Genomic DNA, 25,802 nt, shown 5'->3' on the forward strand with positions numbered 1-25,802 from the left:
TACGAACAAATTTTTGCGAACGCTTGTTTTTGAAGAACAAATGTGCTATACTAATGATACGAGAAAGAATATTTTATCAGTATTATAGATTTTATTAATTTTATTATTAATTTTATTATTTAGAAAGGATTAGAATAGCATGGCAGCAAGTAAGAAAGAGAATATGAATGCAGGCAGAGTGGAGTACCTTGGAGATGACAGAGAAGGGAAACTTGCCGCATTGAATAATGCGGTAGCCGCAATAGAGAAAAATTATGGAAAGGGATCCATAATGAAGCTGGGGGATTCCAGTGCGAATATAGATATCGAGGCGATTCCTACAGGCTCAATCAGTCTTGATGTGGCACTAGGAGTCGGAGGTGTTCCGCGTGGAAGAATCATTGAAATCTATGGTCCGGAATCTAGTGGTAAGACAACCGTTGCCCTTCATATGATTGCTGAGGCACAGAAGAGGAATGGAATAGCAGGATTTATTGATGCAGAACATGCGCTTGATCCACAGTATGCAAAGAAGATCGGTGTAGATATTGACAATCTTTACATATCTCAGCCGGATAACGGAGAGCAGGCATTGGAGATTGCTGAGACGATGATTCGTTCCGGTGCACTTGATATTGTTATTGTTGACTCAGTGGCAGCTTTAGTACCTAAGGCAGAGATTGAGGGAGATATGGATGATCAGCAGGTTGGTCTTCATGCCCGACTGATGTCTAAAGCGATGAGAAAGCTTACTGGAGTGATTAATCGTTCCAACTGTGCAGTAGTGTTTATCAATCAGCTTCGTGAGAAGGTTGGTATCATGTTTGGTAATCCGGAAGTGACAACAGGTGGACGTGCTCTTAAGTTCTATGCTTCTGTTCGTATGGATGTACGAAGAGTAGAGGCAATTAAGCAGGGTGGAGAAATCATCGGTAACCATACAAAAGTGAAGGTAGTTAAGAATAAGGTTGCGCCTCCATTTAAAGAAGCAGAATTTGATATTATGTTTGGTCAGGGAATTTCCAGAGAAGGAGATTTGATTGATCTTGCAGTGAAAGTAGATGCAGTACAGAAGAGTGGAGCATGGTACGCTTATAAAGGAGAGAAGATCGGTCAGGGAAGAGAGAATGCGAAAACGTTCTTAAGAGAACATCCTGAGATCATGGCAGAAGTAGAAGTACAGGTAAGAGAATATTACGGACTTCCTGCCGATACCGTAGTAGAAACTGCTGTGCAGACTGCGGATACGGAAGAAGCGAAAGATAAGTTTGACAACCTCGTAACGGAAGAATAAGAAGATGAGTTATACAGTTACACTGAGGGAAACGGATAAGAAGAAGGTTTACGTGGATCCGGGAATAAGAGAAGGAATCTATCTCTATCCGGGAGAGATAAAGAAGTTAAAGCTTTTAGAAGGCAGTATGTTAGAAGAAGACGAATTCGAAAGGATTCGTCTTCAGTACGCTTTGCCAAGGGCAAAGCATCGTGCCATTGCAATATTAGCGAAAAGAGATAAGACAGAGAAGGAATTAAGAGATAAACTTCAGCAGTCACTTACAGATACAAAAACGCTTGAAGAGACGATATCTTATGTCAGAACCTGCGGATATGTGGACGATGTTCAGTATGCAAGAGACTATATTTATTTTAAAAAAGGAAGAAAAAGTTTTTTACAGATTAAGATGGAACTTCAAAAGAAGGGAATTTCATCGCAGGTGTTAGAAACTGTCTTTGAAGAAGAAGGCGGTCAGGAGATGGAAGATATACTGATGCAGGTAAAGAAGTATATGAGAAGATTTCCGCAGCTTGATTATGTTTCAAGACAGAAGATTTATGCACATTTTGCGCGAAAAGGCTACAATAGTGAGCTGATTCGTGAAGCGATGACAAAAGCCGAGGAATTATTAGAAGAAGAAAGTGATACAGAGAACTTCTTTCATTGAGCAATAAAGACTTTTTTGGGACGGATTTACTGCGTACTTGTCTGTATTTCGGAAAAAAAGAGAAATACAGATAGCGTTAACAAAGAAAAATTTGAATATCTTTTAAATTTTGGCATAAGTAATATTATATAGGATAAAATGACGGAATAATCTGTGCAGTTTTTATAGTAGATTCATATTATACTTGACTTTTTGTCAATATAAGTATAGAATCTAAGTGTTGTACTTTTGTACAATGAAAACTAAATAAGGAGGTGCTCCTGTAGATATGTCACCAATTACTGTGATTGCTATTCTGATTGCAGTTGTTCTGACTGCCGTTATTTCTGTTTTTGCAACGATCGCTTATCGTAAGAGTGTTTCAGAAGCGAAAGTAGGAAGTGCGGAGGAAAAGGCAAGAGAGATTCTTGATGATGCGTTAAAGAATGCCGAAGCAAAGAAAAGAGAGGCATTATTAGAAGCGAAAGAAGAAGCGCTCAGAGCTAAGAATGACTTTGAGAAGGAAAGTAGAGAACGAAGAATGGAGCTTCAGAGATATGAGAAACGTGTCCTGAATAAGGAAGAAGCACTTGATCGTAAATCTGATGTATTAGAGAAGAAAGAACAGTCTCTCGCTCATAAAGAAGGCGCTCTCGAAAAACAGAAAGCAAAAGTTGAAGAGTTGCATGAAAAACGTCTGCAGGAACTGGAAAGGATTTCAGGATTAACCTCTGAACAAGCAAAAGATTATCTGCTTAAAACTGTCGAAGATGACGTAAAAAGGGAAATGGCGGTCATGGTCAAAGAAATGAAGACCAGGGCCAAAGAAGAAGCATCCAAAAAGGCAAAGGAATATGTCGTAACAGCAATTCAGAAATGTGCGGCAGACCATGTAGCCGAGACAACAATTTCTTTAGTTCAGCTGCCGAATGATGAGATGAAGGGACGAATTATCGGTCGTGAAGGTCGTAATATTCGTACTTTAGAAACATTGACAGGAGTCGATCTGATTATTGATGATACTCCGGAGGCAGTTATTTTATCAAGCTTTGATCCGGTTCGGAGAGAGGTTGCAAGAATTGCTCTTGAGAAGTTAATTGTTGATGGAAGAATTCATCCGGCAAGGATCGAAGAGATGGTGGAGAAGGCACAGAATGAAGTAGAGCAGACAATGAGGGAAGAAGGAGAAGCCGCTGTTTTAGAAGTAGGTGTACATGGAATTCGTCCTGAATTGGTTCGTCTGCTTGGTAAGATGAAATATCGAACAAGCTACGGACAGAATGCATTGAAACATTCCATCGAAGTAGCCCAGTTATCCGGTTTAATAGCTGGAGAGATAGGCGAAGATGTACGTTTGGCAAAAAGAGCCGGATTGCTCCATGATATCGGCAAGGCTGTCGATCAGGAGATGGAAGGTTCTCATATTTCAATAGGTGTGGATTTGTGTAAGAAATACAAAGAATCCTCTGTCGTAATTAATGCAGTGGAATCTCACCATGGTGATGTTGAGCCAACAAGCCTGATTGCCTGTATCGTACAGGCAGCAGATACGATTTCTGCTGCAAGACCTGGTGCCAGACGGGAGACATTGGAAACTTATACGACAAGATTAAAACAGTTAGAAGATATAGCTAACTCCTTCAAGGGAGTTGATAAGACTTTTGCCATTCAGGCCGGTAGAGAAATTCGAATTATGGTAGTTCCTGAACAGGTAAGTGATTCTGACATGATTTTATTAGCAAGGGATATTTCAAAACAGATTGAAAATGAATTGAGTTATCCGGGACAGATTAAAGTCAATGTGATCCGCGAATCGAGAGCAGTTGATTACGCAAAGTAAGATATTTATCTTATAAGCAGAAGACTGATACAGATTAGAATAAAAAAGCAAAATTCTTGAGAAAGAATTTTGCTTTTTTTAATAATACTTTTTACATGGGATTCCTCCCGGTACCATGATGATAGAAGGCTGGATTTCCGCTTCTAATGAATTAAATCATAAGATTATTTTCTGTGAATATATTTTAATAAATATGTTTGCAGGGAGGATGTTATGTATTATACGATTGAAGGCAAAAGAGTTCTTGGGATTTTGTATATAGCAGGATTGATAACGGGAACGCTTTTTTTTAATATTACGATGAAAATGCAGATATTTAAACTATCTGATTTTCTTGATTTTACAGAGTATATGAAGATGTTAGAAAATATAGATTTATCTACATTTTGTTCGTATGTATTTTTTGTACGTTTCAGACAGTTAATATTATTTTTTATTGGTCTGTTTTTGTTTTCGCCATATATTGTTTTTTGTCTTCTGGATTATATAACATCAATATTTATTGGAATATTGCTTTCTGTTATGGTATTAAAATATGGTTGGACAGGCATGATCGGAGGAGTCTGCTTTTTATTTCCACAATATGTTTTTTATGGTATGATTTTTATTATCATATATATTTACTTGTTCCGAAATGCGGTCATTGGAAATTTTTATATGGCTATTTCAAGGGGAAGGCATGGGAATTCGCAAACCTTACTTAAAGACAGGATTATCATAATTTTACTTATAATAGGATTGTTTTTTGTAGGATGTTACCTAGAGGCATACATAAGTCCTCTGATATTAAAAAAGATTTTTAGTATTTTTCCGTAGGATTTTGCTGAGGCATGGAAAATATAAAGATTTTCATGTATAATAATAAATTAACGTAGAATCCTGTAAGTTAGGATTTTTCTTGTAGGCAGATAATAAAATACAAAGGAGAGTTAAAGTGCACACAATAAGAAATTATATTATGGCAGAGTCTCTCGAACAGGCGTGGGAACTGAACCAAAAAGGAAGAAACAATGTCATTATTGGTGGAAACCTGTGGCTGAAGATGGGAAACAGAAATATTTTAAATGCGATTGATTTATCTACACTTGGATTAGATTGTATAGAAGAAGACGAGAGTGGATTTCGAATCGGATGTATGGCAACATTACGTGACATTGAGATGCATGAGGGATTGAATAAAGAGTTTCAGGATTTATTTAAAGAAGCAGTTCGTCACATTGTTGGGGTGCAGTTTAGAAATTGTGCGACAGTAGGTGGAAGTATTTTTCCGAAACTAGGCTTTTCAGATGTTCTGACTGCATTTTTAGCATGTGATACACAGGTTATCCTCTATAAAAAAGGAGAAGTTTCATTAAGAGAATTTATTTATATGCCATTAGATAACGACATTTTGACACATATCTATGTGAAAAAGGACGGAAGAAAGACTGCATATGAAAGTTTTAGAATGACAGAAACCGATTTTCCAACACTGACCTGTGCGATGGCCATGGTAGATGGTCGTTTTGAAACAGTCCTTGGTGCAAGACCAAAACATGCAGAGGTAGTAATTGATGAGGAACTGGCAGATTCTTTATCGAAAGAAGATGTAGCATCATATGCCAAGAGAGTAATCGATAAACTTCAGTATGGCAGCAATATCCGAGGAAGCAAACAGTATAGAAAGCAGTTGTCAAAAGTATTGATTAGCCGTTGTATTTCCCGGCTTACGGAGGAATAGACAGATGATAATAGAGTTATTTATAAATGAAAAGAAGATTCAGGCAGAGACAACCCCGGATCAGATGCTGTTAGACTTTTTAAGAGAACAGGGTTATAAGAGCATGAAAAGAGGCTGCGATACAGGAAACTGTGGGCTTTGTACGGTATGGATGGATGAAAAACCGGTTCTTTCCTGCAGTATTCCGGCAGCGAGAGCAGCAGGACATAAGATTACAACATTAGAAGGTGTACAGGAAGAGGCAGCAGAATTTTCAGATTATCTTGCGAAGGAAGGAGCAGATCAATGTGGTTACTGCAGTCCGGGAATGATAATGAATGTACTGGCTTTAAAACGAGAAATTCCGAATCCGACAATGCAGCAGGTAAAGGAATATTTAGCTGGTAATTTATGTAGATGTACGGGATATCAGGGTCAGTATCGTGCCCTTGCAAAATATTTTGGAGTGGAGGAATAATACAAAAGATGGAAAATACCAGATTTGTAAATAAAGCAATCGTAAAAAAAGATGCACAGGCTCTTCTTTCCGGCCGCCCGGTATATACAGATGATATTGCCCCGGCGGATTGTCTGGTGGTGAAGTTATTAAGAAGTCCTCATGCGCATGCCTGGATTGAAGATATTTCTGTGGATGCAGCATTAAAAGTTCCTGGAATCGAAGCGGTTTTTACTTATAAAGATGTACCAGAGAAAAGATATACCCAGGCAGGACAGACTTTCCCTGAGCCAAGCCCGGATGACAGACTTATTCTTGATCAGCATATTCGATATAACGGTGATCCGGTTGCGATTATTGCCGGAAAAGATGAGAACTGCGTAAATCAGGCTATGAAGAGAATTAAGGTAAAATATAAAGTATTAGAACCAATTCTTGATTTTACGAAGGCAATTGATAATCCAATCATTATTCATCCGGAAGATAATTATGTAGTCAAGAGTAATATCGGAAACGATGTAAAGAGAAATATCTGTGCTTCTCAGTGCAGAGGTAATGGTGATATTGATAAAGTACTCTCAGAATGTGAGTATATTATTGATCGGACCTATCATACAAAGGCAGTGAGCCAGGCGATGATGGAAGTATTTTGTGCCTTTACTTCTATTGATATTTACGGAAGAATCAAGGTAATATCCTCTACACAGATTCCGTTTCATGCAAGAAGAATCGTTGCCAGAGGATTAAATATTCCGAAATCCAAGGTCAGAGTGGTAAAACCGCGAATTGGTGGAGGATTTGGCGCAAAACAGACGGCGGTAGTAGAAATTTATCCGGCATTTGTAACTTATAAAACTGGAAAGCCGGCTAAAATAGTATTTACAAGAGAAGAATGTTTTATTCATGGTTCACCAAGACATGAGATGCAGGTACATGTACGATTAGGAGCAGATAAAAACGGAAGAATTCGGGGAATAGATTTATCTACACTCTCTAATACCGGTGCATTTGGAGAACATGGTCCGACAACCGTAGATTTATCAGGTACGAAGTCATTATCTTTATACAATATGGAAGCTTTCCGCTTCAAGACCGAGGTTGTTTATACGAATGTAGTGTCTGCCGGAGCTTATCGTGGTTACGGGGCAACGCAGGGGATTTTTGCAGTAGAATCTGCTGTGAACGAACTGGCACATGAATTAAATATGGATCCGGTTAAGATTCGTGAAATGAATATGGTAAAAGAAGGCGACGTTTTAACGAATTATTTTGGAGAAGTAACAAAGTCTTGTAATCTTGATAAATGTGTCGCTAAAGTAAAAGAAATGATTGGATGGGATGAAAAGTATCCTTATGTGAAAACGGGTCCGCATACGGTTCGTTCTGTAGGAATGGCTATGGCAATGCAGGGTTCCGGTATAGGTGGTCTGGATGTAGGATCTGTTCAGCTTAAGTTAAATGATGATGGATTTTACACATTAATGATTGGATGTTCTGATATGGGAACCGGTTGTGATACTATTCTTGCACAGATGGCAGCGGATGGTCTTGGCTGTGATATGGATAACATCATTGTTCGTGGAGTAGATACCGATCAGTCGCCATATGATAGTGGTTCCTATGCTTCAAGTACAACGTATATTACCGGTGGTGCAGTTGTAAAGGCATGTGAATCCATGAGAAAGAGAATCTGTGAGGAAGCAGCTGCAATTATGGGACTAAAGTCAGGCGAAGTAGATTTTGATGGAGAGACGATCAGCGAGAATGATAATCCAGAACACAGCATGACATTATCTGATCTGATTACAAGTTTAGAAGCAGGGAAGGGACGAATAATCGAAGTGACGGAGTCTCATACTTCACCAGTTTCACCACCACCATTTATGGCAGGAGCCGCAGAGATTGAAGTGGACTTAGAAACCGGAAAGATTACTCCAATTAATTACGTAGCTACCGTAGACTGTGGAACCGTTATCAATACGAACCTTGCACGTATACAGACAGAAGGTGGTATTGTGCAGGGAATGGGAATGACTCTGTATGAAGATGTGCAGTATACAGAGGCAGGAAAGATGAAGAATCGAAACTTTATGTCCTATAAGATTCCTACACGACTTGATATGGGCAGTATCAGCGTGGAATTTGAGAGCAGTTATGAGCAAACCGGTCCTTATGGAGCAAAGTCTATCGGAGAGATTGTAATCAATACACCGGCACCGGCAATTGCGGATGCAGTATATAATGCGACAGGACTTCGTTTCCGAACCCTTCCAATTACAGCGGAACAGGTTATGATGGGACTTCTAGAAAGAGAAGAAGAATAGAGGAATGGAGAGACGTATAGCTGTCGTACTCATGGCTTCGGGTTACAGTGAACGATTTGGTTCAAATAAACTATTAGAACCGTTCGGGAATCGATGCCTTTTTACTTATGCCGTAGATTTGGCATATGCATCTGATGCAGCAATGAAAATTATTGTAACGAGATATGAGCCGATTAAGCATTATGTAAAAGAAAATGCCCCGAAGATGGATATTGTATGGAATGCCCATCCGGAACGTGGAATTTCAGAATCCATTCATTTGGGAATTCATCATTTGAGACAGTCAAAAGATTACGAAAAATATGCCGGTTGCTGCTTTATGGTCTGTGATCAGCCGTTATTGCAAAAACAAAGTTTGCAAAAGCTTTTTGAAAGCTTTTACAGAAATCCAGAAGGAATCCATATGTGTGTAACAAAAGAAAGAGAAGGAAATCCCGTAATATTTCCTAAAATCCTATTTGAAGAACTGATGGCATTAGAAGGGGATAAGGGAGGTAAGCGGATTGCAAAAGAACATCCGGAAATGATATATAAAGTTTATGTTACTGAGCAGGAATTATCAGATATGGATTATCAAGAGGATAAAATAAATTTGGAAAAAAACATAATATGAGGTGGAAAAAGTGAAATTATTGGAAGAAAGAATAAAAAAAGACGGAAAAGCACTGGGAAAAACAGTATTAAAAGTAGATAGTTTTATTAATCATCAGGTAGATTCCGAATTTATGGATGCACTCGGAAAAGATTTTGCAGAGCATTTTAAAGAGTACGGAATTACAAAAGTATTTACTATTGAAAGTTCAGGAATTGCTCCTGCATTGATGACAGCAAAATATCTGGATGTTCCTATGGTCATTTTAAAGAAACAGACTTCCAAAATTTTAAACGGAAAAGTATATCAGACAAGAGTAACTTCCTTTACAAAAGGAACAAGCTATGAACTGACCTTATATCAGGATTATATTGATCAAAACGATAAAGTTTTATTAATTGATGATTTCCTTGCAAATGGAGAAGCAGCTATGGGAGCCAGCCGCCTCATAAAAGAATCCGGTGCAGATTTAACCGGGATTGGAATATTGATTGAAAAGTCTTTCCAGAAGGGAAGAAAAAGATTGGAAGATGCTGGATATTATGTTTACTCTCAAGCAAGAGTCGGTCGTCTTGACAAAGATCTTATTGAATTTTTGCCAGAAGATGCACCAGTCTTAGAAGGAGTAGATGAACAAGAGTTATTAGATAAGTAGTAATTTGCCGCAGGCAAGACGGACATTTCTCTCTTTGGAGGTGTTAGCTTGCCTGCGGCAAATTATTACTTAATAATATATTTGTTTTTCAGGGAAAGAATATGACAGGAAATTCCCTCATCTCTTATTTTATTTCTCAATGTAATCATTTCCGCGAGAGCTTTTTCGTCGAGAACATCCGCCTGATTAAAAACAATACAAAATTTTTCGGAAGAAATATTTTTCCGAAGCCCATTTTCAGAAAGACATAGCCAGTATAAAAAGTCTGTAGTGATGTTGTGTGTGGTTTGTGGCAGTTTCGTGAAATTATTTTGTGAAGAAAAATTTTTTTGAGTAAAAATGAGTTTTGGAAGGAGTTCGTAACGAAAAAGCATCTCTTTTATTGGTTTTCCAAGACAGGATAGTCCAATTACGCCGATAATGGTATCTGTCTTTGGGAAAAAAACAGGTTCTCCATCTTTAGGAAGTTTGATCGGAAATCTTTTAGAACCATCGCCTTCGCATAAAATACGCAGAGAAATATTAGAATATTTTCGTGAAAATAGGGAAAGTTTTTTCATAAAGTTTATAGACGGACTTTTCCATTTGACTTTATTATATATCTTTTTTTCAGGAATTCCTAAAGCGGCAAGAGGTAAAATATCTTCCTCTAAATTCATAAAAAAGGAGGTTATCTGTTCTAAATTCTCTTCTTCAATGCAAGCTTTACTGGGAAGGAAGTCTGGCTTCATAATATGCGTTGTTGTAGTAAGAAGTGTTGGGATTCTCTGTTTTGCAAATTCTATGCCCAGAGTATTCATAAGAGAGGTCTTGCCACCCCCACCGACAAAGGTTAAGATATGGCTGTCAGTAAGACCGAGAAGAGAAGAAAGGTTATGGTTAAAAAAATTTTTTTTCAAAATAAAGCTCCCTTGCGAAAAAATTAATAAAATAAAAAATGATTTTTCAAATATTCATAATCAAATATTTGACCTGGATTTCGTTCGATAGTATATTTAATATTGCTTAAACATGATTCCGTTCTGTGACGGATAGTTAGAAACAGATTTGTGTATCCTGATATAGTATATAATATATCACACACAGAATGGAAAGAGAATATTTTTCACAAAGAGAAAATACGAGGAAAGAGAAATGCATACATTTGAAGAATGGAAGAAAAAATTAATCATAGTCCGCGGTGGCGGAGATATTGCCACAGGTACGATTTATAAATTACATCAGAGCAGGTTTCCTGTATTGGTATTGGAAATTGCGAATCCAAGCTGTATTCGCCGGACAATCAGTTTTTGCGAAGCAGTTTTTGATAAAGAAGTCGAGGTGGAAGGTGTAATTGCAAAACGGGCAGATTCATTAGAAGAGGCATTTGCAATTTATGAACAGGGACAGATTCCGGTGATAATTGATGAAAGTGGAAGTATAATACAGGAAGTACATCCACCCGTTGTAGTAGATGCTATTCTGGCAAAAAGAAACCTTGGAACAAAGATAACAGATGCGCCTGTTGTTATTGGAGTCGGTCCAGGGTTTTGTGCAGAAAAAGATGTAGATGCAGTAATTGAAACGCAAAGAGGCCACAATCTTGGAAGAGTTATCTATGAAGGAGAAGCAGCTCCGAATACCGGAATTCCCGGAATGATAGGGGGTTATGCGAAAGAAAGAGTCATTTATGCCCCGGCGGCAGGGAATCTGCATATCTTAAAACAGATAGGTGAAATAGTACAGGCAGGGGATACGATTGCAGATATAGAAGGTACCCCGGTAAAAACAGTGATAGGAGGAGTTATTCGTGGTATGATCCGGGAAGGATATCCGGTAAAAAAAGGATTAAAAATTGCTGATGTCGATCCTCGTGTAAAAGAACAGGAGAACTGTTATCATATATCTGATAAAGCAAGATGTGTTGCTGGAGGAGTATTGGAAGCAATCTTACATTTGTCAAAATAGGTGGATGGCCCCCAAAATACAAATCTCCATTTCGTTCCAAAAACAGAAAACCGGAACTTAGTATTTTACTTTCATTTTACGGGACTGCTTTCTCAGATTTTACTTTCCTGTGTTATCATAGCCCAGTTATCAGATGTGAGAAGATTCTGAGAATATTATACACAGATCGGAACAGGAAATTATAATGAAAAAACAGCAAGATTATATACAGATTTATCTCTTATGACAGCCAATGTAGAGATTGGAGTTGAAGCAGCAAAAGTATTCCAGGCACTTTCCATGGAAGAGACAGTGGATAATGTAGAGCATCTGCTTGTTGCGCCAAGATGTCTTCAGAACAGAATTTTATCGATGATCGATGAGGAAATATCCTATGCTAAAGAAGGAAAGGAAGCATATATCGGTTTGAAAATGAATTCACTTACCGATAAGAAGATTTATGATAAAGATTTAAAAGTGCAGTTAGAAGAAATGTTTATCACAATGCTTAGCGATAACCAAAAAGCAAGACAAGAAGACAGCCATGGAAATTATGAGATTGTGGCAGTGCAGGAAACACCGTTAAATTCACAGGAATTTTTCTATGATCAGGCATATATGAATGTACAGAAAATGTAAGTCTTACGATCGTAATTTTGTGTGTTGCTTATTTTAAAAAGAAAAAGATGTTGTAAAAAAAGAAATAAAAAAAGAAACATTTCCCTTCAAAGACATATTAAGAAATAGGACAGATTTTTATTTTAAAATAAAAAATAATAAAATAAAAATCTGCAAGAGATGCTTAATAAAGATGTCTTTGGAGGGATTTTATGCTTATAGAGATAATAAAAGGTCTCAGTGTTCCTTTTATAGGAACAACATTAGGTGCATTTTGTGTATTTTTTTTGAAAAATGAACTTGGCAAGGGGATGCAGAAAGCACTTACTGGATTTGCAGCGGGAGTAATGATAGCAGCATCAATATGGAGTTTGTTGCTTCCGGCAATTGAACAGGGGGCTTCACTTGGAGTGTGGCGTTTTATTCCGGCAGCAATTGGATTTTGGATTGGAATTTTATTTTTAATGGCAATTGATTATTTTGCTCCACCGGAATGCATAGAAGGAGAACAAAAAGATAATCTGCTGTTGGCGGTGACCCTCCACAATATTCCGGAGGGAATGGCTGTTGGAGTGATCTATGCGGGATTATTGAATCATGCAGATCATATTACAGCAATGGGAGCGTTTTCTCTTGCATTAGGAATTGCGATTCAGAATTTCCCGGAAGGGGCGATTATTTCAATGCCGCTTTGTACAAAAGGAATGTCAAAAAGAAAAGCATTCATATATGGAGTCCTTTCCGGGGCAGTAGAACCGGTGGCATCGTTGTTTACTGTATGGGCAGCCAGTCTGGTTGTTCCGGTTCTTCCGTATTTTTTAAGCTTTGCAGCGGGAGCGATGATCTATGTCGTTGTGGAGGAGCTTGTTCCGAAAATGTCAGTTGGAGAAACAACAAATATCGGCATTTTTATGTTTGCGATCGGGTTTAGTCTTATGATGATTTTAGATGTTGCGTTAGGATAACTGATGTATAGATTGCAGATTGTTTTGGAATTTATGCTTGCTTTTTTTGAATAAATAGCGTACTATATTGGTAAATTCATACACGGGGAGCTTGCAGGAGCAGGCTGAGAGTAAGCTAAGGTGCTTAGACCCATAACCTGATTTGGATAATGCCAACGTAGGGATAGCGTAGATAGATTCGCATATATACCGTAATTGGTGTATATGCGTTTTTCTTTTCAGAGTTTAAAATCATTGAAAGTCAGTTAAAAATTCTGATATTTCTCTGATACATATTTTCAGTATCAGAAGTTATTATTATTTTATCGTTTCTTTATCCATATTCTAAGAGGATATCCTTAATTTACTTCCCTTTTATGAATATATAATAATTCATGTAAGTGTATTTGTTTTTTTGAATAATTAGAAGTCTGAAGTCAGTATATTGGAGGAGAGAGCAAAGTATGAGCTGTGTTAACAGAGAACAGTTAAAAAAAGATTTACTTTTATATGCGGTAACAGATCGTTCCTGGCTTGGAGAAGAAACACTGTATGAACAGGTAGAAAAAGCATTAAAAGGTGGAGCGACATTTATCCAGCTTCGGGAAAAAGAATTAGATGAAGAACATTTTCTAGAAGAAGCAATCGCCCTGAAAGAATTGTGTCACAAATACCATGTTCCATTTGTCATTAACGATAATGTAAAGATTGCGAAGGAGATGGATGCAGACGGGGTGCATGTCGGACAAAGCGATATGGAAGCGGATGATGTAAGAAAGATTCTTGGAGAAGATAAGATTCTTGGTGTGTCTGCACAGACAGTAGAACAGGCAGTTCTTGCAGAGAAGATGGGGGCAGATTATCTTGGAGTCGGAGCTGTTTTTTCTACATCGACGAAGAAGGATGCATCCGCTATCAGCAAAGAAAGAGTAAAAGCAATTTGTGAAGCAGTTCATATCCCGGTTATTGCGATAGGTGGAATTACAGCCGATAATATTCTGACGCTGAAAGGAAGCGGTATTTGTGGAATTGCAGTTGTCAGTGCTATTTTTGCAGCAAAAGATATTGAAGATGCTACAGGAGTTTTACTGGAAAAAACAACAGCGATGGTAAACGACAAGGAAAGGCATTAGAGTGTGATAAAGGGAGCAATTTTTGATATCGACGGAACCTTACTTGATTCGATGCCTGTCTGGGAGAACGCCGGGGCGAGATATCTTGCCACACTTGGCATAAAAGCCAGGTCAGATTTAAAGGAAAGACTTGATGCATTATCCCTTCCGGAAGGTGCCTTATATATGCAAACAGAATATAAACTTTCCGTAACGATAGAGGAAATATTAGAAGGTGTCAATCAGGTAGTAAAAGATTTTTATTTTAAAGAGGCAGTGTTAAAACCAGGTGTCTGTGATCTGATACAAAAGTTAAAGAAAAATAAGGTCAGGTTAATTATTGCGACAGCAACGGATGCAGAGATGGCAAAGGCGGCTCTTATACGTAATGGTATATGGAAAGATTTTGACGGAATGATTACCTGTGAAGAGGCAGGAGCAGGAAAGACAAGTCCTAAAGTATTCGAACTGGCAAGAGAACATTTACAGACGAAAAAAGAAGAAACCTGGGTGTTTGAAGATTCTTTATATGCAGTAAAGACTGCTTCCAAAGCAGGGTTTCCTGTATGTAGTATTTATGATGCATATAGCAGGGATAATACAGAAGAAATCCGAACATTTTCTGATATTTATGTAAAAGATTTTTATGAAATAGAAAGCTGTCAGGTTTTTCAACGCAAAAAACAGCAGCTACACAGACTGTCAGAAAGAAGATAAGGAAGTGCAAAATGAAAACAGTTCTTACAATTGCAGGAAGTGACGCAAGTGGTGGGGCAGGAATTCAGGCAGATATAAAAACATTAACGGTGCATAAAGTTTATGCTACAAGCTGTATTACCGCACTTACAGCGCAAAATACAAAAGGGATTACCGGTATTATGCCAGTGCCGCCAGACTTTTTTGAAGAACAGATGGATAGTGTTTTTTCAGATATAAAGCCGGATGTCGTAAAGATTGGAATGATCGCATCCAAAGAACAGGTTGAGATTATTGCAAAGTATTTGCAAAAATATTCAATAAAGCAGGTAGTAGCAGATCCGGTTATGATTTCAACGAGCGGAACGGTTCTTGTAGAAGAGGAAGTAAGAGAAGTATTATATGAAAAACTATTTCCGAACATTTCTTTACTGACTCCAAATCTTCCGGAAACTGAGTTTTTATCAGGAGGGAAGATCACAGACAGGAAGACGAGAGAAAAAGCGGCAGAAATCATTGCAAAACGATGGAACTGTGCAGTTCTTAGCAAGGGAGGGCACAGTGAGCAAAATGCCGATGATTTCTTGTATGAGAAAGCCTTCAAGTGCCCAAAGAAAGTCTGGTATCCAGCCTGCAGGATTGATAATCCAAATACCCATGGAACCGGGTGCACACTTTCAAGTGCGATAGCCGCGAATCTTGCAAAAGGATTTTCGATAGAAGAATCTGTAAAAAAAGCAAAAGATTATATTAGCGGAGCCATTGGAGCGATGCTGAATCTTGGGCAGGGAAACGGCCCGCTTAATCATATGTGGGATTTATAAAAAAGTACACGATAAATATTAATAATAAATTGGAGGTAACAGAAGATGAGAAATTATACAACACAGATGGATGCAGCAAGAAAGAATATTATTACTCCGGAAATGGAAAAAGTTGCAGCCAAAGAACGTATGACACCAGAAGAAATCAGAGCATTCGTTGCAGAAGGAAAGGTTGCTATCTGTGCGAATAAAAATCATAAATGCTTAGATCCTCAGGGCGTTGGTTCTATGTTAAAGACAAAGATTAATGTAAATCTTGGTGTTTCAAGAGACTGTAAAGATTATGACATAGAAATGCAAAAAGTAATGGAAGCAGTTAATATGGGAGCAGATGCCATCATGGACTTATCTTCTCATGGAAACACCGAACCATTCCGTAAAAAACTGACTGCAGAATGTCCGGTTATGATCGGAACAGTACCGATTTATGACTCAGTAATTCATTATCAGAGAGATTTAGATACACTTACTGCAAAAGACTTTATTGATGTAGTACGTCTTCACGCAGAAAATGGTGTAGATTTCGTAACATTACATTGTGGAATCACAAGAAAAACAATCGATCAGATTAAAAAGCATAAAAGAAAAATGAACATCGTATCCCGCGGCGGTTCTCTTGTATTTGCATGGATGACAATGACAGGCGAAGAAAATCCATTCTATGAATATTACGATGAAATTCTTGATATCTGTCAGGAATACGATGTGACGATTTCTCTTGGTGATGCCTGCCGTCCAGGCTGCCTTGCAGATGGTTCCGATGTATGCCAGATTGAAGAACTGGTTCGTCTTGGAGAACTTACAAAACGTGCATGGGAGAAAAATGTACAGGTAATGGTAGAAGGACCAGGACATATGCCAATGGACCAGATTGCCGCCAACATGAAGTTACAGTCTACAATCTGTTCTGGTGCACCATTCTATGTACTTGGACCGATCGTAACAGATATTGCACCGGGATATGATCATATTGTATCAGCAATCGGAGGCGCCATCGCCGCCCAGAACGGAGCAGCTTTCCTTTGTTATGTTACACCGGCAGAACATTTGGCACTTCCAAATCTTGAAGATGTAAAACAGGGAATCATGGCTTCTAAAATTGCGGCACATGCAGCCGACATCGCCAAAGGAGTTCGCGGTGCAAGAGAAATCGATGATAAAATGGCAGATGCCCGCAGAGTATTAGACTGGGAAGCTCAGTGGGCATGTGCAATGGATCCGGAAACAGCAAAGAAAGTCCGCGATGACAGAAAACCGGAACATGAAGATACCTGTTCTATGTGTGGAAAGTTCTGTGCAGTACGAAGCATGAACAAAGCATTAGCAGGAGAACATATCGATATCCTTTAAATTTTAGCAGCTTAAAATTAACTTTTTTAAGTAGTCGAGATAAGTAGCTTTTTTTACTGAGTGCGAGGCAAGTATGGAGACAGACCCTATATTTTTTTGATAATAAGAATACTCCAGTTTGCCAATTACCTGATTTTTCTTAATTGGAGCTGAAAGATTTTTCTGAAATATCACTTTTTTCTGAATTTTATTTGGATTAATTTCAGAAGTAAAAACATAGGAAAAGTTTTTATCATATTTGCAGGAAAGCATTTCCTGTGTACCATTATGTATGGAAACCGGGGAAAGTGCAGGTGGCTGTTTGTCTGTATAAACTTTACAAAGAGAAAAGCCATAATCAAGGAGGGAGGCACAATCTTTTACTCTCTCCTTTGCACTTTGACAGGCCATAACAACGGCAATCAGTGAAATATGATTACGCTCTGCGGTCGCACTGAGACAGAAACCGGCTTTGGAAGTACTTCCAGTCTTTAGTCCGGTAGCTCCCTGATATTGCCGTAGTAATTTATTCGTATTGGAAAGTCCGAACTCCGATTCTCCCCGCTTTGTCACATGAGTGATATTTTCCATCCATATAGTCGTATAATGAAAAATATCTGGATGCTTTATAATAAGTTCTCGTGACATAAGGGCAATATCCCTTGCACTCGTATAATGTCCTTCGGCATCTAAGCCGCAGCAGTTAATAAAATGAGTATGCTTCATGCCAAGAGCCTGTGCCCTTGCATTCATCTTTGCAACAAAGGCATCCTCACTTCCATAAATATGTTCTGCCATTGCCACACAGGCATCATTTGCTGAAGAGACAGCAATACATTTAATCATGGTGTCTACAGTCTGTGTTTCTCCGGGTTCTAAAAATACTTGTGAGCCACCCATAGATGCGGCGTGTTCGCTGACGGTAACGGTATCATTTAAAGTAATCTGTTTTTTTGACAGTGCATCAAATATAAGTAAAAGAGTCATGATTTTTGTGACGCTGGCAGGAGGTTTTTCTTTGTCAGCGTCTTTTTCATATAGAATGGTACCGGTGGAGGCTTCCATTAGAATGGCATTCGGGGCGGCAGATTGAAAACCGATGCTAGATGGGTGATTTGTTTCCTTGTTTTTAGTTACTTGCCGTAAAGTGGATGAGGCGAATGTCTTTACAGGAGAAAAAATAGGAGAAAAGAAAAGACTTGTTGTAAGCAGGAAGATGAAAATATAAAACGTTTTTTGCCCTAAGTGTTTGGAAAAATATTTTAGCATAGGATACTCCAAATAAGAATTAGTACATTTTATGGCTGGTGACTAAAAATATGCATTTCCTTGTTGCCATTCTGAAGAAAATTGCTTAAAATAGAAGTAAATATCTGGGTGAAATAAAATGAGGGGATAACGAGTATGAATTTACATGAATTTTATATTGGAAAAGCATTTGATGCGTATGAATATTTTGGAGCACACATAACGAAAGAAGGCGTGCTGTTTCGAGTTTACGCACCTTGTGCGGAAAAGATTGAACTGATTGGAGAGTTTAATGACTGGGATGGCAGCGAGGATGAGATGATTCAGGATGCACAAAGCGGTGTATTTGAATGTGTACAGGAAGATGCAGAGCCGGGAATGATGTACAAGTATCGAATTTATCAGAAGGATGGAATTGTACTTGACCGTTTTGACCCGTATAGTTTTGGTTCACAGGTGCGGCCAGATACTGCATCAATTATCGTAGATCTTGACCAGTATCATTTTTCTGATAGTGCATGGATAAAGAAGAGATGTAAGAATTATGATCTTCCGATGAATATTTATGAGGTGCATGCTGGTTCATGGAGAAAGAATGAAGCAGATGAGGAGAACGGCTGGTATCATTATAATGAACTTGCAAGACAGCTTATTCCTTATATAAAGGAAATGGGCTATACGCATGTTGAATTTCTTCCGCTTACGGAGCATCCGGCAGATTGTTCCTGGGGATATCAGGCGAGTGGATATTTCTGTCCAACTTCCCGTTATGGAACAGCAGGGGAGTTAATGGAGATGGTGGATCTTTTCCATAAAGAAGGAATCGGAGTGATTATGGACTTTGTTCCGGTACATTTTATTGCAGATACTTATGCGCTTAATAAGTTTGATGGAACTGCTCTTTATGAGTATGCGGATGACGATAAAGGCTACAGTGAATGGGGAACCTGCAACTTTAATTATTACCGGGGAGAAGTGCGCAGCTTTTTACAGTCATCTGCGAATTTCTGGATGGAGAAGTTTCATTTTGACGGAATCCGTATGGATGCGATCAGTAATGCGATTTACTGGCAGGGGGATTCTTCAAAGGGAATTAATGAAGGGGCACTTGATTTTATCAAATGCATGAATTCAGGTTTGCAAAAATTGCATCCTTCTGTTATGCTTATTGCGGAAGATTCTACAAACTTTCCAAAAGTAACGGCACCGGTTGAGTACGATGGTCTGGGCTTTGATTATAAATGGGATATGGGATGGATGAATGATACATTAGATTATTTTAAGATTCATCCATATGATAGAAAGTTCCATTATCATAAATTATCTTTTTCTATGATGTATTTTTATAATGAACACTATTTGCTTCCATTTTCACATGATGAAGTAGTACATGGAAAGGCAACGATTTTACAGAAGATGTGGGGAGAGTATGATCTGAAGTTCCAGCAGGCAAAGACTCTCTATACTTATATGTATACGCATCCTGGAAAGAAGCTTAATTTCATGGGTAACGAAATTGGACAATTCAGAGAGTGGGATGAAGAAAAAGAATGTGACTGGATGCTGTTAGATTATCCAAAGCATCAGGATTTCCATCGTTTTATAAAAGATTTAAATCAGATTTATATTAATGAACCGGCATTTTTTAATGGAGATTATAATTCTGCGAACTTCCGCTGGATTGAAGTGGAAGCGGTAGAAGAACGAGTTTACATTTATGAGAGAATGTGTGGGGAAGATCATTTTATTATTGTATTGAATATGAGTGATGAACAGTATAATGACTTTGAATTTGGATATGATCATTATGCTGTACTCCATGAGGTGCTATCTGGTGAGAGAAAGGAATACGGCGGATATTTTGATGGGTCAAAGGCAGATATCTTGACAGAATTGACAGGATATAAGTGGTGGAAGAGAAAGTTCAAGATTACGATTCCGGCATTAGCAGCGATTATTTATAAAGTAGAATTTCTTCTGGAACCAAAAGAAATACCTTTACCGATGCTAGATGAGGCATCGTTAGATATTGATCGAAAGAGATTTAGAACAGAGCATGAAATTAGAGCAGAGCATGAAAATTGATATTAAATTGGATGTATTTGAAGGTCCTTTGGATCTTCTTTTACATTTAATAGAGAAAAATAAAGTAAGTATATATGATATTCCGATTGTGGAGATTACGAACCAGTACATGGAATATATTCGCGAGATGGAGAAGAGTTATTCTATGGAATCTATGAGTGAGTTCCTTGTTATGGCAGCGACATTATTAAAGATAAAGTCAAAGATGCTACTTCCGCAGCCGGAAAAAGAAGAGAAAGAAGATCCAAGAGAAGAACTAGTACGCCGGCTTACAGAATATAAGATTTATAAATATGCAGCAGAAGAGCTAAAAGATTTAAGTGTGGATGCGCAGAAAGTATTTTTTAAATCTGAAACTGTGCCGGAAGAAATCAAGCATTATGAAGAACCAATCCGGCCGGGTGAAATTGTTGGAGATGTTACCTTAGAAAAATTAAACCAGATTTTTCAAATGGTCATGCGCCGGAAAAAAGATAGAGAAGATCCGGTACGAAGCCAATTTGGAAAGATTCAAAAAGAAAAATATAAAGTAGAAGACCGTATGGACGATATACGATGTCAGATTCGGGGACTGAAAAGAATTAACTTCCGTACCTTACTTGATATACAGCCAGTGAAAGAGATGGTTATTGTGACATTTCTTGCGGTGCTTGAATTGATGAAAGTAGGAGAAGTCAAGGTAGTTCAGGAACACAACTTTGCAGAAATTTATCTGGATTCCTGTGAATAAGAAAAGAAACTGATGAACAAGAATGAAAAAGCAATAAAAAAACAATAAAAATATGTACGAAACAAGAATGAAAGGATTTTGTTTGTGAAGGATAAAGAAAGAATAAAAGGAATCGTTGAGGCGATTTTATTTACGATGGGAGAATCCGTTGCACTTTCCCGTCTGGCCGAAGTTCTTGAAGTAGAAGAAGAAGCCCTGAAAGATTTATTAGAGGAAATGAAAGGCGATTATGCAGGTAAAGACAGAGGAATCTGTCTAATCGAATTAGATGGAGCATATCAGATTTGTACGAAGATTGAAACGTACGAGTATGTGAAAAAGCTGGTAAGTCAGCCGAAAAAGCGTTCACTTACCGATGTTATGTTAGAAACACTTTCGATTGTTGCCTATAAGCAGCCAGTAACCAAACAGGAAATCGAAGCTATCCGAGGTGTAAAAAGTGACTTTGCAGTCAATAAATTGCTGGAGTATCAATTAATAAAAGAACTGGGAAGACTCGATACAATAGGACATCCCATTGTATTTGGAACGACAGAAGAATTTCTTCGTTGTTTCGGAGTATCATCTATCGAAGAACTTCCTGATATTGACGAAGTACAAAAACAGAATTTCAAAGAAGAAGCAATAGAAGAGGTAAAAACAATAAATATAGATTTGTAGGGCAAGACAGACGAAAAGCAGAACTTTTATATAGAATCCAATGTGAAGATAGTCGCGGCATAGAAAATGCCTGCCCGGCATTTTTATTTGCTCTGACATCACATTGGATTCTATATAAAAGTTCTGCTTTTCTGTTCTTTGGCACCAGATGGAATCAATATTTTTGTCAGAAAAAAGAGGGGATTGCCTAAGATATTTACGGCTGCTCGACTTGAATTTGGAATGAAAATCTCCAGAAGGAATACACTTCCTGTTGAATGTTAACCCTTTAGAATTTAATCCCATGGAAAGTCATAACTTTCTGGAGAATCCCCATTTTCGCCAGCTGTGGATTTAGAATAGTCAGAAAAAAGAAAAAATGATATATCCCAGATGCGTCTTCGGAGCGTATTTAAGATACGGATGAACATCTTTAAATACAGTGACTACAGAGTAGAAGGGATAATTTAATTCCATGGAAAGTCATAACTTTCTGGAGAATCCCCATTCTCGCCAGCTGTGGATTTAGAATAGTCAGAAAAAAGAAAAAATGATATATCCCAGATGCGTCTTCGGAGCGTGTTTAAGATGCGGACGAGCATCTTAAACACAGCGACTACAGAGCAGATGGGATATATCATTTTTCCTTTTTTCGTCTATACGAAATCTACAGATCAGAACTTATTCACTTAATCTGTCTTCGCGGATTTTGTTCAGTCTCTTCATTACATCGTTTTCTCCTGTTCCGAAGTACTTATGTAATGTTTCGTATTCCTGATACAGTTTATCATAAACTGCTACGTTGTCCGGATTTGGTTTGTATACTTCATCGCGGACTTTTCCAAGTTTTTCAGCGGCTTCGTTTGCATTTTTAAAGCCGGTAATGCGTTCAGGAGCAGCAGCGATACCAAGGATTGCAGCACCGAGAGCGCTTGCCTGATCTGTTCCGGAAATGCGGATTTCTTTGTTGCATACATCTGCATAAACCTGAACAAGCATCTTGTTTTTAGCTGGAATACCGCCACTTAATACAAGTGCGTTTACCGGAACACCTGCATTTTCAAACTGTTCGATGATCATACGGGTACCGTAAGCAGTTGCTTCGATTAAAGAAAGGTAAATTTCCTCTGGTTTTGTAAGGAGGTTCATACCCATGATCAGACCATTTAAGTTAAAGTCCATTAATGGGGAACGAACACCGTTGAACCAGTCGAGTGCTAATAATCCACTCTGTCCGGCCTTGTAACCAGATAATTTCTCTGTGAGAAGCTGATGGATGGAGATGCCACGGGAGCGGGCTTCCTGCTCATAGCTTTCCGGTACGCAGTTATCTGTGAACCAGGCGAAATGATCGCCTACACAGCACTGTCCAGCTTCATATCCGAAGTAGCCTGGCATGATACCATCTTTTACAAGTCCACCAACACCGGCGATTCCTGCTTCTGTTTCAGAAAGCATCATATGACAGGAAGAGGTTCCTACGATAATCATCATTGTACCAGGCTTTCCAATTCCGCATCCAGGAAGAGAAGAGTGTGCATCAATGATACCTGTTCCAACAGGGGTACCAGCTAAAAGCCCAAGTTCTCTTGCCATAGAATCTGTTAAGTATCCAGCAGTTTCTCCAATAGATTTGATCGGAGCATCCAGTTTTTCTTCAACGATATTTTCCATAGCAGGATCAAGTGCCTTAAAGAAGTCCTTTGTTGGGTAGCCGCTATCGTGACGATAGAAGGCTTTGTATCCTGCACCGCAGGCACTTCTTGTTTCTTCGCCAGTCATCTGCCAGATGATCCAGTCGAGCGCTTCCATGAAGCGGTCAGCTTCTTTATAAACATCTGGAGCATGATGTAATGTTTCTAAGATTTTAGGAATCATCCATTCGCTGGATACTTTTCCGCCGTAAAGTGGAAGCCACTTTTCACCGCGTTCTTTTGCAATGCGGTCAATCTGAAGTGCCTCTTCTTCTGCACCATGATGTTTCCACAGTTTTACATAGGCATGAGGATTTCTTGCAAATTTTTCAAGGTGGCAAAGTGGTGTGCGGTCAGACTTTACAGGAATAACAGTAGAGGAGGTAAAGTCAACGCCAATACCGATTACTTCTTCCGGAAGCACTTTTTTCTCAGCGAGGACATTACGAATCGTAAGAATTAAGCCTTCTACATAGTCTTGCGGTTCCTGTAAAGCCCAGCCGGAAGGAAGTCTTTCTCCTGTTGGAAGATGTTCCTCCATAACCCCATGTGGATATTCATAAACACTAGTTGCAGCTTCCTCTCCAGTTTCAATGTTTACAAGTAATGCACGTACGGAAAGTGTTCCGTAGTCTACCCCAATTGCATATTTACTCATTTTGTACGTTCTCCCTTCGTGTTGTTTTGTTTTATATTTTTATAAGTTGACTTTTGTGAACCTGATATTATGATATCAGAGTAAAAAGTTATTTACAATAGTAAATGATTTTTATGTCGAATTTAATTGGTCAGTAAAAATTAATGTAGATTTGCTATTGTTTTTGCATAACTTTCTGATAATCCGGTATCCCACAGAATCTGTAATAAAGTAAAGCGGTTTCTTACTTCTTTTGCAAGTAAAATCGCATCTTCTACAAGCTGAGGAGATATGCCAATTTGTGCAGGTTTCGTCGGTGCTCCAAGGCAGGAAAGTAAAGATTCCATTTCTGCGGAAGAAGGAAGGCTTTCTCGTATTGTCTGCACGATTTCTGACCATTTTTCCTCAAGGATAGTAAGACGTTTATTTCTTTCGGAAAGATTATTTTTCTGTGTTTTTTCTTCTAAAGCAATGATACCAGGGGCTGCATCCTGATAGCAATCGTTGACTTTTTTCTCCCATGCGGCATAGTCAAAGGAACGTTCTTTTAAAGAAGTAAAGTCAAAATGTTCCTGTTCAAGCATTTCATACATTTTTGTAACAATAATCATGCCAATACCAACTTTGATGCCATGTAAGACGGGTTTTTTGCCTTCTGCCTGAAATTTCATTTCCCAATAGTGGGAAAGGTGATGCTCGCTTCCGGAAGCCGGACGGGAATTACCGACAAAACTCATAGCGATTCCGCTTAACACAAGAGCTTCGGTAACTGCCTTTATTGCTTCTGGATTACGGTCTTTGATTCTTGTACTTTCTTCCACAACGATTTCAACGGCTTCTTTTACCATATCCGCAATGGTCTTGCAGTAGTATTCCCCAGTGATAATATGCGCCATTTTCCAATCTAAGAGGCAGGTGTATTTTCCAAGGATATCTCCAAGACCGGCAGTAATCATCTCCATCGGAGCCGCAGCGAGAATATCGGTATCGCCGATTACAGCCAGAGGGACGTGCGCCTGATACGTTGTTTTTACATAATCGGTAATGAGGGCGGCTCCAATGGATACAAAGCCATCCATGGAAGGTGCCGTAGCAAAAACCATATAATCAAGACCAAGCTGAAAACTGGAAAATTTGCATAGATCATTCAGAGTTCCAGAGCCAATTGCGATGATAACATCACAGTCTCTTGGAAATGCCATCATTAAAGAACCGAGCGTTTTTTCGTCAGGAACAAGTTCCTTGTCCTTGAAAATATATTTTTTATAGGAAATATTAGCAGTCTCTAATTCTTTTGTAACTTGTGTGCCGGCGGCATTCCATGTATTTACGTCAGCAACAAGGAAAGGATTTTTATATCCAAGTGTTTCGATATGCTTTGGAAGGCGGGCTACGGCATTTTTGTCAATGTCTACAATTTTAAGATTTGTTTTATGTTCTTCTCCACAAGTGCAATTCATGTTGTGTCCTAAGTAGTCGTTCAGATTAAGTTTCGTTGCCATGATAAATACCTCCATAGTTATTGATGTACTCTCGGAGTCTTTCTTGCACTTGCTTTTGTGGCTAATTTTCCACCAGTCGCACCCGAATTTCATCAACGTACGCACCGCGTACGCCTCAAAAATTTGGGCACAACTGACAAAAAATCTTCTCACGAAAACAAGCACAAAAAGATTCCGAGAGTACTATTGCTGTCTGCCAGTGTTCTTTTACCTGTCTATTATGTGATTGGGTGATTAAAATGACGGGTAAATGCTGTGCTGTTGTTTTGATATATCACAGTATACTCACAAAAAATCATCCGTCAATACAGGTGAAAACTGTTGATTACTAATCAAAATCATAGTACAAT

General features: G+C 38.5%; 22 protein-coding genes, 1 pseudogene and 1 riboswitch. Of the genes and pseudogenes, 19 read left to right on the forward strand and 4 right to left on the reverse strand.

The features are described 5' to 3' along the window. The first annotated feature begins 163 nt into the window (after positions 1 to 163). The 9 genes from recA to FYJ25_RS02045 all read left to right on the forward strand — a co-directional run bounded on the left by recA (position 164) and on the right by FYJ25_RS02045 (position 9,468). Positions 164 to 1,273, forward strand: coding sequence for a recombinase RecA (gene recA / locus FYJ25_RS02010; protein WP_154580439.1), 1,110 nt, complete (start codon positions 164 to 166; stop codon positions 1,271 to 1,273). Positions 1,274 to 1,277: 4 nt separating this feature from the next. Continuing rightward, positions 1,278 to 1,922 carry a regulatory protein RecX gene (locus tag FYJ25_RS02015; RefSeq protein ID WP_154580398.1) on the forward strand — a complete coding sequence of 215 codons (645 nt, stop codon included), beginning with the start codon at positions 1,278 to 1,280 and terminating at the stop codon, positions 1,920 to 1,922. Positions 1,923 to 2,190: 268 nt separating this feature from the next. After that, positions 2,191 to 3,741 (forward strand): ribonuclease Y, encoded by a 1,551-nt coding sequence (rny, locus tag FYJ25_RS02020; RefSeq protein ID WP_021907206.1) that lies wholly within the window; start codon positions 2,191 to 2,193, stop codon positions 3,739 to 3,741. 213 nt (positions 3,742 to 3,954) lie between these two features. Further along, positions 3,955 to 4,557, forward strand: coding sequence for a stage II sporulation protein M (locus tag FYJ25_RS15105; protein ID WP_021907205.1), 603 nt, complete (start codon positions 3,955 to 3,957; stop codon positions 4,555 to 4,557). A 118-nt stretch (positions 4,558 to 4,675) separates the two neighbouring features. After that, positions 4,676 to 5,461 (forward strand): FAD binding domain-containing protein, encoded by a 786-nt coding sequence (locus FYJ25_RS02025; protein ID WP_096239501.1) that lies wholly within the window; start codon positions 4,676 to 4,678, stop codon positions 5,459 to 5,461. Positions 5,462 to 5,465: 4 nt separating this feature from the next. After that, positions 5,466 to 5,918: a (2Fe-2S)-binding protein gene (locus FYJ25_RS02030; protein WP_096239502.1), complete on the forward strand. Its 453-nt coding sequence runs from the start codon at positions 5,466 to 5,468 to the stop codon at positions 5,916 to 5,918. An 8-nt stretch (positions 5,919 to 5,926) separates the two neighbouring features. After that, entirely contained in the window at positions 5,927 to 8,221 is a 2,295-nt protein-coding gene (locus FYJ25_RS02035; RefSeq protein WP_154580399.1) for a xanthine dehydrogenase family protein molybdopterin-binding subunit, read from the forward strand. Positions 8,222 to 8,225: 4 nt separating this feature from the next. Beyond that, the gene (locus tag FYJ25_RS02040) at positions 8,226 to 8,834 is read left to right on the forward strand and encodes a nucleotidyltransferase family protein (RefSeq protein ID WP_096239504.1); all 609 of its coding nucleotides are present in this window, start codon (positions 8,226 to 8,228) and stop codon (positions 8,832 to 8,834) included. 10 nt (positions 8,835 to 8,844) lie between these two features. Further along, on the forward strand, positions 8,845 to 9,468 hold the full coding sequence (locus tag FYJ25_RS02045) for a xanthine phosphoribosyltransferase (RefSeq protein WP_021907200.1): 624 nt from the start codon (positions 8,845 to 8,847) through the stop codon (positions 9,466 to 9,468). A gap of 65 nt (positions 9,469 to 9,533) precedes the next feature. On the opposite strand, the gene yqeC is transcribed toward FYJ25_RS02045, so the two are convergent. Then, on the reverse strand, positions 9,534 to 10,367 hold the full coding sequence (yqeC, locus tag FYJ25_RS02050) for a selenium cofactor biosynthesis protein YqeC (RefSeq protein ID WP_096239506.1): 834 nt from the start codon (positions 10,365 to 10,367) through the stop codon (positions 9,534 to 9,536). A gap of 235 nt (positions 10,368 to 10,602) precedes the next feature. On the opposite strand from yqeC, the gene yqeB reads away from it, so the two are divergent. The 7 genes and pseudogenes from yqeB to thiC all read left to right on the forward strand — a co-directional run bounded on the left by yqeB (position 10,603) and on the right by thiC (position 16,938). Further along, on the forward strand, positions 10,603 to 11,415 hold the full coding sequence (gene yqeB, locus FYJ25_RS02055) for a selenium-dependent molybdenum cofactor biosynthesis protein YqeB (protein ID WP_154580400.1): 813 nt from the start codon (positions 10,603 to 10,605) through the stop codon (positions 11,413 to 11,415). Positions 11,416 to 11,565: 150 nt separating this feature from the next. Next, positions 11,566 to 12,033, forward strand: a pseudogene (locus FYJ25_RS02060) (hypothetical protein); the annotation flags it as partial. 191 nt (positions 12,034 to 12,224) lie between these two features. Beyond that, complete coding sequence (locus tag FYJ25_RS02065) at positions 12,225 to 12,977, forward strand: ZIP family metal transporter (protein WP_096239509.1); 753 nt, start codon at positions 12,225 to 12,227, stop codon at positions 12,975 to 12,977. Positions 12,978 to 13,050: 73 nt separating this feature from the next. After that, positions 13,051 to 13,159, forward strand: a riboswitch (TPP riboswitch). Positions 13,160 to 13,420: 261 nt separating this feature from the next. After that, a complete protein-coding gene (thiE, locus tag FYJ25_RS02070; protein WP_021907195.1) occupies positions 13,421 to 14,089 on the forward strand; it encodes a thiamine phosphate synthase in 669 nt (222 codons plus the stop codon). Between the two features lie 3 nt (positions 14,090 to 14,092). Then, positions 14,093 to 14,785, forward strand: coding sequence for an HAD family hydrolase (locus FYJ25_RS02075; protein WP_154580401.1), 693 nt, complete (start codon positions 14,093 to 14,095; stop codon positions 14,783 to 14,785). An 11-nt stretch (positions 14,786 to 14,796) separates the two neighbouring features. Continuing rightward, a complete protein-coding gene (gene thiD, locus FYJ25_RS02080; protein WP_154580402.1) occupies positions 14,797 to 15,588 on the forward strand; it encodes a bifunctional hydroxymethylpyrimidine kinase/phosphomethylpyrimidine kinase in 792 nt (263 codons plus the stop codon). 45 nt (positions 15,589 to 15,633) lie between these two features. Continuing rightward, entirely contained in the window at positions 15,634 to 16,938 is a 1,305-nt protein-coding gene (thiC, locus tag FYJ25_RS02085; protein WP_096239513.1) for a phosphomethylpyrimidine synthase ThiC, read from the forward strand. 3 nt (positions 16,939 to 16,941) lie between these two features. Here thiC and FYJ25_RS02090 read toward each other — a convergent pair whose 3' ends face one another. Next, on the reverse strand, positions 16,942 to 18,186 hold the full coding sequence (locus FYJ25_RS02090) for a D-alanyl-D-alanine carboxypeptidase family protein (RefSeq protein WP_154580403.1): 1,245 nt from the start codon (positions 18,184 to 18,186) through the stop codon (positions 16,942 to 16,944). Positions 18,187 to 18,321: 135 nt separating this feature from the next. On the opposite strand from FYJ25_RS02090, the gene glgB reads away from it, so the two are divergent. From glgB to scpB, 3 genes are all read left to right on the forward strand, one after another. Next, a complete protein-coding gene (gene glgB, locus FYJ25_RS02095) occupies positions 18,322 to 20,250 on the forward strand; it encodes a 1,4-alpha-glucan branching protein GlgB (protein ID WP_154580404.1) in 1,929 nt (642 codons plus the stop codon). Then, on the forward strand, positions 20,240 to 20,980 hold the full coding sequence (locus tag FYJ25_RS02100; protein WP_154580442.1) for a segregation and condensation protein A: 741 nt from the start codon (positions 20,240 to 20,242) through the stop codon (positions 20,978 to 20,980). The genes glgB and FYJ25_RS02100 overlap by 11 nt, the downstream gene beginning before the upstream one ends. Before the next feature lie 84 nt (positions 20,981 to 21,064). Continuing rightward, entirely contained in the window at positions 21,065 to 21,640 is a 576-nt protein-coding gene (gene scpB, locus FYJ25_RS02105; RefSeq protein WP_330399878.1) for an SMC-Scp complex subunit ScpB, read from the forward strand. 660 nt (positions 21,641 to 22,300) lie between these two features. Here the strand turns inward: scpB and FYJ25_RS02110 are convergent. Both FYJ25_RS02110 and FYJ25_RS02115 read right to left on the reverse strand, forming a co-directional pair. Continuing rightward, positions 22,301 to 23,971 (reverse strand): ribulokinase, encoded by a 1,671-nt coding sequence (locus FYJ25_RS02110; protein ID WP_147607323.1) that lies wholly within the window; start codon positions 23,969 to 23,971, stop codon positions 22,301 to 22,303. A gap of 140 nt (positions 23,972 to 24,111) precedes the next feature. Then, a complete protein-coding gene (locus tag FYJ25_RS02115; RefSeq protein WP_154580405.1) occupies positions 24,112 to 25,452 on the reverse strand; it encodes a sn-glycerol-1-phosphate dehydrogenase in 1,341 nt (446 codons plus the stop codon). Positions 25,453 to 25,802 lie beyond the last annotated feature (350 nt).

The organism is Anaerobutyricum soehngenii, from assembly GCF_009697165.1.
GTDB classification, from domain to species: Bacteria; Bacillota; Clostridia; order Lachnospirales; family Lachnospiraceae; genus Anaerobutyricum; species Anaerobutyricum soehngenii.